8 protein-coding genes are annotated in these 12,690 nt (G+C 61.1%); 1 reads left to right on the plus strand and 7 read right to left on the minus strand.

The annotated features are described in order from the left end of the window. Nucleotides 1-62: 62 nt before the first annotated feature. The 6 genes from B5526_RS03330 to B5526_RS03355 all read right to left on the minus strand — a co-directional run bounded on the left by B5526_RS03330 (nt 63) and on the right by B5526_RS03355 (nt 9,787). Nucleotides 63-1,904 carry a tetratricopeptide repeat protein gene (locus B5526_RS03330; protein ID WP_079536847.1) on the minus strand — a complete coding sequence of 614 codons (1,842 nt, stop codon included), beginning with the start codon at nt 1,902-1,904 and terminating at the stop codon, nt 63-65. A gap of 693 nt (nt 1,905-2,597) precedes the next feature. Then, nucleotides 2,598-2,990, minus strand: coding sequence for a RidA family protein (locus B5526_RS03335; RefSeq protein ID WP_079536849.1), 393 nt, complete (start codon nt 2,988-2,990; stop codon nt 2,598-2,600). Between the two features lie 125 nt (nt 2,991-3,115). Beyond that, the gene (locus B5526_RS03340) at nt 3,116-5,461 is read right to left on the minus strand and encodes an acetamidase/formamidase family protein (RefSeq protein WP_079536851.1); all 2,346 of its coding nucleotides are present in this window, start codon (nt 5,459-5,461) and stop codon (nt 3,116-3,118) included. 286 nt (nt 5,462-5,747) lie between these two features. Continuing rightward, on the minus strand, nt 5,748-6,989 hold the full coding sequence (locus B5526_RS03345; RefSeq protein WP_079536853.1) for an acetamidase/formamidase family protein: 1,242 nt from the start codon (nt 6,987-6,989) through the stop codon (nt 5,748-5,750). A 249-nt stretch (nt 6,990-7,238) separates the two neighbouring features. Continuing rightward, nucleotides 7,239-8,870 (minus strand): amino acid ABC transporter permease/ATP-binding protein, encoded by a 1,632-nt coding sequence (locus B5526_RS03350; protein WP_079536855.1) that lies wholly within the window; start codon nt 8,868-8,870, stop codon nt 7,239-7,241. After that, nucleotides 8,870-9,787 carry an ABC transporter substrate-binding protein gene (locus tag B5526_RS03355; protein WP_154071109.1) on the minus strand — a complete coding sequence of 306 codons (918 nt, stop codon included), beginning with the start codon at nt 9,785-9,787 and terminating at the stop codon, nt 8,870-8,872. Before B5526_RS03355 ends, B5526_RS03350 begins: the two co-directional genes overlap by 1 nt. A gap of 206 nt (nt 9,788-9,993) precedes the next feature. Between B5526_RS03355 and B5526_RS03360 the strand changes: the two genes are divergently transcribed. Then, entirely contained in the window at nt 9,994-11,730 is a 1,737-nt protein-coding gene (locus tag B5526_RS03360) for a CocE/NonD family hydrolase (RefSeq protein ID WP_197688409.1), read from the plus strand. Here B5526_RS03360 and B5526_RS03365 read toward each other — a convergent pair. Then, nucleotides 11,714-12,688, minus strand: coding sequence for a catechol 2,3-dioxygenase (locus tag B5526_RS03365; RefSeq protein ID WP_079536859.1), 975 nt, complete (start codon nt 12,686-12,688; stop codon nt 11,714-11,716). The two genes, B5526_RS03360 and B5526_RS03365, sit on opposite strands and share 17 nt — an antisense overlap. Nucleotides 12,689-12,690: the final 2 nt, after the last annotated feature.

A 12,690-nucleotide genomic window follows, 5' to 3' on the forward strand; every position in this document is an offset into this window, starting at 1 on the left:
TGACGAACAAAAAAAACTGGACGTTGCCGGGGCTTTGAGTTTGTAATCTGGAGGCCGAGTGCTCATGGGACTACGCCAAGCGCCTTCAGTTCGGCATTGGCGGCATCCCACTCGGGGGAACTGTGCGGGCAATCGCTTGCTACCAGACGGAAAAGGCGAGTTGCTTCATCTTTCAACCCCTTCGTCAGCGAAAGCTCCCCGCTGTAAAAATTCGTCTCGCAGACCTGGCCCTTCTTCTTGGTGGCGTCCGGATCGTCTGAGGCAGCAAGTACAGCAGCAGGCGTCATCTGGTCCATGAACAATCTGATGACAGGCGCCGGCCAGACGGTCATGTCGATCTGGGAACTGGTTTGCGCCAGACGGCTCGGGAGATTGTTCCGCTGACCGACGATATCGGCCCACAGCGCCAGATAGGCATTTTCCGGTGCCTGCGCACTTGCTTGGTTAAAATCGGCCAGCGCCTTTTCGACTGAGCCGGCAAAGAGATATGAACGCCCGCGAGCAAAGTAGGGCACGGGGGATTTCGGATTGAGCCGGATCGCCTCATTGTAGTCGGCGATGGCGCGCTCGAAGTCACCCTTGGAGCTGAAGACGTCACCTCGACCGACGAAGGCCTTGCCGGATTTTGGATCAAGCCGGATTGCCTCATTGTAGTCGGCACTTGCGCGGTCGAGGTCGCCCTTGGCGCGATAAGCGACACCTCGACCGTTGAAGGCGCTGGCATCTTCGGGATCGATCCGGATCGCCTCACTGTAGTCGGCGATGGCGCGGTCGTTGTCGCCCTTTTCGAGATAAGCGATAGCTCGATTATTGAAGGCCGCGGCGTCTTTGGGATCGAGCCGGATCGCCTCACTGTAGTCAGCCATGGCGCGCTCGTTGTCGCCCTTGTCGCTGTACGCGTAACCTCGATTGTTGAAAGCCTTGGCGCGTTTGGGATCGAGCCGGATCGCCTCATTGTAGTCGGCGATGGCACGGTCGTTGTCGCCCTTGTCGTGATAAGCGACACCTCGATTGTGGAAGGCCGTGGCGAATTCGGGATTGAGCCGGATCGCCTCATTGTAGTCGGCGATGGCGCGGTCGTTGTCGCCCTTGTCGCTGTAGGCGTAACCTCGATTGTGGAAGGTCTTGGCGCGTTTGGGATCGAGCCGGATCGCCTCATTGTAGTCGGCGATGGCGCGGTCGTTGTCGCCCTTGTCGTGGTAGGCGCTACCTCGATTGTCGAAGGCCATGGCGTCTTTGGGATCGAGCCGGATCGCCTCATTGAAGTCGGCGATGGCGCGGTCGTTGTCGCCCTTGTCGCTGAAGGCGATACCTCGACCGAGGAAGGCCTTGGCGTGTTTGGGATCGAGCCGGATCGCCTCATTGTAGTCGGCGATGGCGCGGTCGTTGTCGCCCTTGTCGTGGTAGGCGCTACCTCGATTTTGGAAGGCCATGGCGAATTTGGGATCGATCCGGATCGTCTCATTGAAGTCGGCGATGGCGCGGTCGTTGTCGCCCTTGTCGCTGTAGGCGTTACCTCGATTGCTGAAGGCCATGGCGAATTTTGGATCGATGCGGATCGCCTCATTGTAGTCGGCGATGGCGCGGTCGTTGTCGCCCTGTTCGTTATAAGCGGCACCTCGATTGTTGAAGGCCATGGCCAATTTGGGATCAAGCCGGATCGCCTCATTTAAGTCGGCGATGGCGCGGTCGTTGTCGCCCTTTTCGTGGTAAGCGGCAGCTCGATTGGTGTAGAAAGCCGCCAGATAGCGTCCTTTCCATTTCCCCGAATTGATGCTCCGTGTACAGTCAATGATCGCAGCTTCGGGGTCTTGCGGAGTATCACAGTCAGCGGCGGCTGAATAACTCAAGAATATCGTAGCGGCAAAAAGCGCGCTCCAGAATCTCCAATCCGTGGGGCTCATGCAATCTCCTTGAGCGAACCTTGGTATCCTGAAATATGTGTCAGTATTTGTTGTTCTGGTTCACATTCAACTGACAAGGTCACTTACTAAAATGTTCTGCTGAGGGTACATAAGTTGATTGGTGCCAGGCTACTAGCTTCTAAAACGTCGCCATTGGGTCAATCGCGTCGCCTTTGGCCCCGCGCCGGTCACTTCCGGTCTTCTCTTATTAACGGACATCATCAGGCCACCCCGGCATGTCTCAAACGTGAGGTATGATCCTTCTTTGCGCGAGGACTTCTTGAACCGGCGACATGGCGGGAGCGACCAACGGATGTTCGCAGAGTCCGACGATCCTCGTCGCAACGGAAACGGCCAACGCGAACCGACATGGTTCTTTTTTTGAGGTCGGCCTCGCGGAGGAGCCAATCCGAGATGATGTGCTCGCGATTCCTCTTCTGACCCGTAAAGGACTTTCCGCAGAAACAACAAAGTCTCGCCATGCGTCGTGCTATCAAGCCTGACCCGTTCGAAATGCTCTCGACCATGCCATTGTACTCTCAAATTTCTTTCAAGAATTAAGCTTAAGCTGTTCAAATAACGCAATAATTTCGGCAGTCGGAGCCGAGCATAGAGTTCTAAACGTATCCAGGAACCCCAGCCAGCCGCCGGATTGAGAGATCAATGAAACGGCGGCGCGTCTCGACAGCCGCGTTAATGACGCGCCGGCCGCCGGCACACCAGATCAATCTCGATCAGGGCATCATACGCAAGCCCGGTCACGCCGACACAGGTGCGGGCCGGCAGGCGGCCCTCCGCGAAATAACTCCGATAGGTCGCGTTCATCGCCGCGTAGTCCTGCTTGAAACGCGTCAAATATATCCGCGCCATCACGACATTTTCAAAACCAAGATCGAGCCCGGCCAGTACCAGCCGCAGATTTTCCATCACCGCGCGGGTCTGCGCCTCGATGCCGTCGGGCAATTGGCCGGGTGCATCGGGCGTATCCGGCATCTGTCCGGTGACAAAGACAAAACCGTCGGTTTCGACGGCGTGGCTGAACGGCGCTACCGGTTTCGGGCCGCCGGCGATCATGTGGAATTTCAATTGAAGCAGCCTCTATTTTTATTCGAGCATGATCTCCGGGCAAACGCTTCGCGTTTGTCCCGAGGAAAACCGGTTCCCACCCTCGGGTCAAGCCCGAGGGCATGCTCTTCCGGATCATGCGGTTGTCAGGATCGCGGGACGTTTTCGAACAAGCGCTTGCTCAGGATGGCATGGACGCCCCAATTGCCATCCACCACTTGCGTCACGCCGAAGTCGACCGCGGCCGACATCAACGCGATCGCCTCGTCTTCGCTCAACCCTTTGACGCTCATCAGGAAGCGGCGCATTTTGCGGAAGGCGTCCTTCATCGCAAGATCCAGCGACGAAGTCGCATAAACCTCGCTCTGCCCCTCGGCGCCGAATTCGGCGAGATAGTTCGGATGGCTGAACCCGGTCAAGACCCAGTCGGTCGCGGTTTCGATCAAGGGATAGGTCAGGTCGGCGAAGATGCAGCCCGCCAGATCAGCTTTCTTGTGCAGGATGAGCTGGAACGTTCCGGTCATCGAACATTCGATGGCGGTGCCACCCAACTCACCGTCACCCTGCGAGGCATGTGGATCGCCGACCGAAAACAGGGCGCCCGGCACCGAGACCGGCAGATAGACCGTCGATCCCTTGCCGAGCCGCCAATTGTCGAGATTGCCGCCGAAATAGGACGGCGGAATCGAGTCGACAAAATCGACCTCGCGCGGCGCCACCGCGATCACCCCGAAATGCGGCCGCAAGGGAATGCGAATGCCGTCGAGCACGTTATGCCTGCGCTTGACCGAGCCTGCTATCACCGGCACGCCGGGGTAATCGTAGGTCACGTGAACCACGCCGAACGGATCGACCTGCGGTTCCCAGCGATAGGAGTACAACGCCCGCGCATAGGGCGCCTCGTTGTCTTCGAAAATCTCAAAGATCGTCACCGCCTCGCGCGGTTTTGGTTCGGCGAGCAGCTCGTTGTAGTGATATCCCCACCACGCCGCGACGCTGGAGCCGAAGACCTGGCCGTCGAAATCCGGGTTTTTGCTCGGGCGCGGCACGATGTCGAGGATGCGGACCTCGAGCACATCGCCGGGCTGCGCGTCCTTAACCGCCACCGGCCCCGTGCAAATGTGCACGCCAAACCCCTCGCCAGCGCCGCGGCCGTAGACCGACGCGTCCATCGGGCCGGCGCCGCGCCGATCGACATTTTTTGCCTCACGAGTCCAGTGAAACACGCTTTCGGCCCCCGCATCGCCCGTGATCATGCGCTCCGGATCGTCGGAGGCATGCTGGGTCAGGGTCTCGATGGTGATCGTATCGCCGGAATTGATTTCGATTTGCGGCTGTAGCGATCTGGAAAAATATCCCCAATGCACCCGCGCGGCCTCCACCGCCAAATGATGGTGACGACGCTCGCCTTCGGCGCCCGGGCTGGCTTCGGCTGGCACCGGCGCTGCGCTGTTTCGTGCTACCGCGGAGGGATGATGGCTGCGCAGCTGCGCCAGCGCCTGCTGCGGCCAGCCGCGCTGGCCGGTCGCAGCCGCGGACGCCGCGGCGCGCTCGAGCTCCTGCTGGCGGAATTCGCGCGGCGACAGTCCGAAGCGGTGGCGGAACGCCCGGCTGAAATGCGCGGAATCATTAAATCCGTTGCGAAAGGCGATTTCCGAGATCGAGTGATGGGCTTCCGCTGGACTTGAAAGCTCCGTCGATGTCCGCTGCAGCCGGCGCTCGCGCAAATAATGCGTAAAGCTGCTGCCGGAGCCTTCGAACAGCTTTTGCAAATATCGCTCGGAAATCCCCTCTAGCTCGGCCACCCGCGCCGGCGTCAGCTCGGGATCGTCAAGCCTGCGCTCGATGGTCTGGCAGAGACGGTGCAGGATCGCCGCCTGCGTCACGGTGCCGCCCGCATCCGCTGTCGGCGGCACCAATTGCCGAACGAAGGTCGGCAAGAGATCGGCGAGGCTTTGGGCGACCGCAGCCCATTCGGGATCGGACAATGTCTCGAGGTTTCGCGCTGATGTCTCCAAGGTGCGGGAAAACACCTCGGTAAAACCGCCCGGCGGCAGCACCCGGACTTCGTCGAATACCGGGTTGCTCACTTTGCGGCCATGAAAGGCTTCCGAGGTCACCGACAGGACCACGGCGCGCAAATCGCGCTGGAACGCGACGCTCCAGTCGCCCTTTCGCGGCAATAGAAGTAGCTGCCCGACTGAGATGATCTGATGACCGGCGCCAGTCCGCAACGTGACCCCGTCCTCGGCCGGCAACAATACGATCGGCACGTCGTCGGCCGGGTGTGGCAACGGCGATACAGCCTGCGATCCCGCGGCCAGCTTTGCCAATACGACGCCTTCGGCATGGCGCCGTGATGCGGTGGCATGCCCAGCGTGCACGCTGGATGCCGCCGATGGCTTGAGGCCGACAGCGCTCAAGACGTCCTGCCACGCCTCCTGCCGGTCGCTTTCGCAATAAGATTCGCTCGTGAATGGGCGGAAGCTCATACATCGACCCCAAACACGCGAATCGAAGCAACCTCCGTGCCAAAGGCGCGGCCCCAGCCGCCCCGCGGGCGACCAGATACCGCTTCCGGATATCCTCAAGGGGATTCTCCCCCGACATCCCGCTGGGTTCCACGCTCTGGAGCCCACTGCATGGCCTCGTGGTTCGAGACGCGCGGCCTTGCCGCGCTCCTCACCATGAGGGTCTTGGACCTCATCCTGAGGAGCCGCGCCCTTGCGCGGCGTCTCGAAGGATGAAGCCACCGAACTGGAAAATCGCTCCCGGACCTCAGTCGCACCGGAAGACGTTTTTCCGGATGGTGCCGTGGACGCCCCAATTAGCGTCGACCACCTGGGTCACGCCGAAATCGGCGCCCACCGACATCAGCGAGATGGCCTCGTCTTCGCTTAGGCCATGCACCGTCATCAGGAACCGGCGCAATTTTCGGAACGCGTCCCGCATGGCGCGGTCGAGGCTCGAATGGTTGGCAATCTCTAATTGCGCATTGGCGCCGAGCTCGGCGAGATAGTTCGGATAGGTAAAGCCGTAGACCGACCAGGCGTGGTCGGTCTCCAGCATCGGATGGGATAGTCCCTCCAGCGCCGTGCCGCCGAGATCGCGGTTCTTGTGCAGGATGAACTCGAAATCGCCGGTCAGCGAGGTCTCGATGGCGGTGCCGCCGAGCTCGCTGTCGCCCTGGGCCGCATGCGGATCCCCGACCGAGAAGAAGGCGCCGGGAACGGCGACCGGATAATACATCCGCGCGCCCTTGCCGATCCGCCAGTCATCGATGTTGCCGCCGGTATAGCTCGGCGGGATCGAAGAGACAAAATCCGCCTCCGAGGGCGCAAGGCCCATGGTGCCGAAATGAAGCCGCGCCGGCACTTTTACATTCGCGAGAATGTTCTCGCGCTTGCGGATGGTCGCGTGATCGACCCGCACGCCGGGATAGTCGATGGTGGCATGCACAATGCCGTCGGGATCGGTCTGCGGGGTCCAGACATAATTATAGACGGCTTTTGCAAACGGCTCGCCTGACGTGTCCAGTTCGAAGATTGTGATGACTTCGCGCGGCTTCGGCTCCTCGATCAGGTCGTGATAATGAAAGCCCCAATTCGCCGCGGCGTTGGAGCCGAAGCACCGGCCGGCGTGGCAGGCGCTGCAACTCGGGCGCGGCTTGATGTCGATGATGCGGACTTCCAGCACGTCGCCGGGCTCCGCGTTCTCCACCGCGACCGGCCCCGTCAGGAGGTGCACGCCGACGCCCTCGCCCGACCCGCGGATGAACGGCCCCTGCGTCGGGCCGGCGCCGCGGCGCGCCATCGCCTTATGCTCGCGGGTCCAGTGGAACACGCTTTCCGCGCCGGGATCGCCCGCGATCATGCGCTCGTAATCGTCATTGGCGTGATGCGTCAACGTCTCGATGGTGGCGCGGTCTCCCGAGCGCAGCGTCAGCGCGGGCGCGACCTTCTTTGAGAAGTATCCCCAGTGGACGGTCGCCGGAGATACCGGCAGCAGATGGTGCTTCATGCGAGTGCCTCTTCAAAAAGCGATCGGTGGTGGATCGGGCGACCGACGCCGCCCCGCCGTCGTGCCGGTGAAAATATCTCCGACCTCATCCTGAGGAGCGCGCCCTTGCGCGCGTCTCGAAGGATGGCCGCGAGTCCGTGCGTTGCCGCCATCCTTCGAGACGCTTGCGGAGCCTGTCATCGGGCGCGCATTCGCGCGACCCGTTGGCAAGCTCCTCAGGATGAGGTCGGTATTCTCCTACAAGCGCGGTCATGCCGCGCTCTCCGGCGCGTCGTCGCCCTCCATCACGCTCAGGAAGCGCTGGGTCACGGGGTGGCTCGGATTGGTGAGGATTTCGTGGGCCGGCCCCTCTTCGAGGATCGAGCCGCCGGACAGGAATGCGACGCGATCGGCGACTTCGTCGGCGAAACGAATTTGATGGGTGGCGATGATCATGGTCAGCCCGTCATCGACGGCGAGCCGCCGGATGACTTCCAGCACCTCGCCCACGAGTTCGGGGTCGAGCGCTGACGTTGGCTCATCCAGCAACAGCACGCTGGGATTGGGCGCCAGCGCACGCGCAATGGCGACGCGCTGCTGCTGGCCGCCGGAGAGATGCCGCGGCAAGGCATCCGCGCGATGGCTGAGACCGACGCGCTCGAGCAATTCGCGGGCGCGCCGGTCGGCATCGACACGGGTCATGCCGTGGACCCAGCGCAGCGGCCCCGCGACGTTCTCTTTTGCGCTCAAGTGAGAGAACAGGTTGAACTGCTGGAACACCATACCGACGCCGACGCTCGCCCGTTCATGGGCGATGGCGCGCGGCGATAATGGCTTGCCGTCGTCGCGATGGCCGAGACGGCGGCCGCCGACGCGGACCATGCCGGAATCCCAGTCCTCCAGATGGTTGATGCAGCGCAGGAGCGTGCTTTTGCCCGAGCCGCTCGGCCCAAGCAGCGCCACCACCTCGCCGACCCGCACCGTCAGATCGAGCCCGTTGAGGACGGTCTGGCCACCGTAATTCTTGCGCAGATCGCTCACTTCGACGGCCACATTGTTGCGCTCGACCATGGCGGCGTGTTTTGCGCGATCCAGCCGCGAGGTCGCGCGGCGCGAAGGTGGCGGCAACTCGTCCGGCGGCGGATTTTGGGGGGCGATCGCGGGCACCGAGGTTTGTTCGGCCAGCGTCAGCCCGCCCGCCAGATCGGCGCGGCGCCAGGGCAGGAAGATCGCAAGCCGCCCCTGCGCCGTGGGCCGGTCGAGGTCGAGTGCGCGCTCGACGAAGAGCTGGATCACGCTGACCGCGGTGGTGAGCGCCAGATAGATCAGGCCGGAGGCAAAGAAGATCGAGAAGAAATCGAAGGTAGACGACGCGAGCTGCGTGCTCCGCAGCGTCAGCTCTTCCACCGAGATCACACTTGCGAGCGAGGAATTTTTCAGCGCGCTGACGGTTTCATTGCCGAAGGCCGGAATCATGGTCCGGATCGCCTGCGGCGCGATGATCCGCCGCATCAACAGCGCCGGCGTCATCCCGAGCGCCTGGCCGGCCAGCACCTGTCCGCGGTCGACGCCGAGCACGCCGGCGCGAAGCATCTCGGCGATGAAGGGCGCTTCGTTGGCGGCAAGCGCCAAACCCGCCGCGCCGACCGCGCTGAGCTTGAGACCGATCTGCGGCAACGCGTCATAGGCAAAAACCATCTGCAGGATCAGTGGCGTGCCGCGGAAGATCACGGTGTAGCCGCGGGCGAAGGCAGCCAGCACGGAAAACCGGCTGAGCTGCATCCACGCCAGAACGAGGCCGAGGATCAGCCCGCCGCCTAACCCGAGCGCGGTCACCATGACGGTGAACCAGATGCCCTGGATCAGGTACGGCAGGCTGAGATAGTGGACGAAAAGCGACATCACTTGACCGAGAGGATGTCAGGCTCCTTGAAGTTATTGACGTCGAGCTCCCACTTCTTGAGCAGCGCCATGTGAATTCCGGCTTTTTGGACTTCGATCAGCGCGGCGAGCACGGCGTCGCGAAATTCAGGCTTGTTCTTGGGAACGGCGATACCGACCGAATAAGGAATGGTGACCGCGATCGCCTTTTCCAGTTTGTCGGGGTTGGCCTTCACCGCCTGATCGACGGTGTTGACGTCATTGACATAGGTGTCGGCGCGGCCGGCGAGGATCGCCTGAATGCAGTTGGCGTTGTTGTCGTAAAGCTGCAGCGTCGGCTCCGGCTTGCCGGCGGTCTTGCATTCCGGGATCAGCGCCTGGACCAGTGGGACTTCGACGAAGCCGGTATTTTCCGCCGCGGCCGAGCCGCACATCGAAATGTTGATGCCGGTGATCTTCTTTGGATTGCCCTTGGCGACCAGAACACCATCAAACACTTTCGAATAGGTGATAAAATCGGCCGCCTTGGCGCGTTCTTCGGTCGCATAGATGTCGGAGATGACGATATCGGCCTGCCCGCTCGCCAATGTCGTGAGTAGGGCTGCGAAGGTCACGGGCTTGTAGGTCAGCGTGAAGCCGAGGCACTCGCCGATCTGCTCGCCGAGATCGATATCGAAGCCGACATATTTATTGGGGTCTTTCGGATCGATCGCTTCATAGCCCGGGGTGTGCGGGTTGATCGCGTTGACGAGCTGCTTGCCTTTGAGGCTCGGATATTTGGCCTGCAACGCGGCGCAGCCGGCTGGTGCTGCGGCATTGGCTGACATCGGGGCGCAAATGCCGGCCAGCAGAAAAGCAGCCAGCGCAGCCGTTCGAAATCCGGCACTCCCGGCGGATGGCCGCCGCATGTGGGCTTTTAAGGAAAAACGCTTATGCATCGGTTTGCTCCTTCGACGTTGCCATGGCGAAGCCATGTTCCAAGTTCGAAGCAGGAGCCTACGGTCACGTCCCCGTGCGCCGCTTGTCCCGGGGCGCACAAAAAGTTGGATCAGCCGCCCCCAGGATTTGGGCAACGGCTGCGGAATTTATGGGCGTGGGGATAAAAAATATGCAAGCGTGATCAAAACAAACTCAAGGCGAGGAAATGGTTGCACCGACCGAGCAGGACAACATGCTTATCGAGTGGGACGTCGGAGTTACGATGGACGACGGCCTGACGCTGCGCGCCGACGTGTTCAGGCCGAAGACGGAAGGAAAATGGCCGGTTTTGCTGACATATGGTCCTTACGCGAAGGGGCTCGCGTTTCAAAAGGGCTACCCGAGTGCCTGGCAAAACATGATCGCCAACCACCCTGATGTCGCATACGGCTCAACCAACAAATATCAGAATTGGGAAGTGGTGGATCCCGAAAAATGGGTGCCGTATGGGTATGTCTGCGTGCGGGTCGACTCGCGGGGAACCGGACGATCGCCCGGATATGTGGATCATTTTTCTCCCGGGGAAACACGCGACTTCTATGAGTGCATCGAATGGGCTGGCGTCCAGGCGTGGTCGAACGGCCGCGTCGGCCTCATCGGCATCTCCTATTACGCCATCAATCAGTGGCATGTGGCTTCGCTGCAGCCGCCCCACCTGGCGGCCATGTGCATCTGGGAAGGCGCGGCCGACTGGTATCGCGACATGACGCACCATGGAGGCATCCTTTCGACGTTCTGGGCAAACTGGTACGACATGCAGGTAAAGACCGTACAGTATGGCTTGGGAGAACGAGGGCCTCGCAGCCAAGTTACCGGCGCATTGGTTTGCGGCGACGAAACCATGTCCGACGATGAATTGGCGCATAACCGGACGAGCTTCGGGGAGGACATTCTCGCCCATCCCCTCGACGACGGTTACCACAAGGCCCGTTCACCAAACTGGGACAAGATTACGGTGCCGTTTTTGTCAGCGGCGAACTGGGGCGGACAGGGCCTGCACGCGCGAGGAAATTTCGAGGGTTTTGTTCGGGCTGCCTCAAAGGAGAAATGGCTGGAATGCCACGGACTGGAGCATTGGACGCATTTTTATACCGACTACGGACGCGAGCTGCAGAAGCGCTTCTTCGATTTCTATCTCAAGGGGGAACCCAACGACTGGGGCCAGCAGCCGAAAGTTCAGCTGCAGGTCCGGCACATTGATCGTTTCGTGACGCGACATGAAACCGATTGGCCGCTACCCGCCACGGTGTGGACCAAGTTCTACCTCGACCCCAGGAATCAAGTTCTTTCCCTGCAACCACCTGCCGAAGACGCGGAGATTAGTTTCGCAGCGATGGGCGACGGACTGACCTTCTTGTCCCGGCCTTTGACGGAGGAGACCGAGATCACAGGGCCCATGGCGGCGAATTTGCGAATTTCTTCGAGCACCGAGGATGCCGACCTCTTTGTGGTTTTCCGGATTTTCAGTCCGGACCTGCGGGAGGTGACTTTTCTGGGCGCGATTGATCCGCACACACCCGTGGCACAGGGTTGGCTGCGCGCTTCCCACCGCAAGCTCGACGACACGCTGTCTCGACCGTATCGCCCTTATCACAGGCATGACGAGGTGCAGCGATTGCAGCCGGGCAAACCCGCCGATCTTGCCATCGAGATATGGCCGACATCGATCGTCGTCCCGAAGGGGTATCGAATTGCGCTAACCGTTCGCGGAAAGGACTACGAGTGGCAGGCCACCACAGGCGCGAAACTTTCGAATTTCAAAAACGAACTCAGGGGATGCGGACCATTTCTACACGACGATCCCCGCGATCGGCCAAGCCGGCTGTTCGCAGGAACAACCACATTACACGTCGACAGAACGGGCTTCAGCCACGTCCTGGTTCCGATCATCGCGAGTGGCTAGAAGGGCTCTCGACCGGCGGCGTGCCGTGGGTGTGAAACGACTCGATCGTCTTCAGCCCCCACGCCTGGCCTTTCTTGCGCTCTTCCTCGGTCCACACGATCGGCTTCCAGTCGGGTGCGAGAATGAGACGGGCGCCGGCGTTGGCGACTTCGACGCGATTGCCGCCGGGCTCGTAGACGTAGAGGAAAAATGTCTGCTGGATGGCATGCTTGTGCGGTCCGGTCTCGATATGGACGCCGTTCTCCAGAAAGATATCGGCGGCGCGCAAGATCTCCTCACGGCTGTCGAGCGCGTAGGTGACGTGGTGGAAGCGGCCCGGCGTATTGGAGTGATCGCGTGAATAGGCGAAGTCGTAACTCTTGTTCGACATCGTCATCCACATCGCGGCTTCCGTGCCGTCGTTGAGCACGATCTGCTCGGTGAGCCGGCAGCCCAGATAATTTTCAAAGAAGATACGGTTGGCCTTGATATCCACCGCGAGGCAATTGAGGTGATCGAGGCGTCGGACATTGACGCCGCGAGCGGGAAAGCGCTGTGCCTGATTTTTCAGCGCGGGCTTCTGGTCGGGTGGCGCCTGGTACCATTCGGTCTCGTAATAGAGCTCGATGACATGGCCGTCCGGATCGCGGCAGCGGAACGCCGGCCCCTGCCCCATATCGCCCTCGGTCCAGCCGATCTCGAAGCCGGATCCTTTCAGCGCGCTGACGCGGCGCTCCAGCGCCTGCGGGCTCCGCGCGCGCAACGCCATATGCTCCATGCCTGAGGTTTTCGAGGCGGTCAGTTTCAGCGAATAGCGCTCGTAATCGTCCCAGCCGCGGAGATAGACCGAATCGTCCTTGCGGCCGCTGATGGTCATACCCATCACGTCGACGAAAAATTTCAGGCTTTCGTCGGGTTTTGGGGTCAGCAGTTCCATGTGCCCGAGATGGGCGAGATCGAAAATCGGCTCGGGGTTCATGG

The sequence above is a fragment of the Bradyrhizobium lablabi genome, from assembly GCF_900141755.1.
In the GTDB taxonomy this organism is placed as follows: Bacteria; Pseudomonadota; Alphaproteobacteria; order Rhizobiales; family Xanthobacteraceae; genus Bradyrhizobium; species Bradyrhizobium lablabi_A.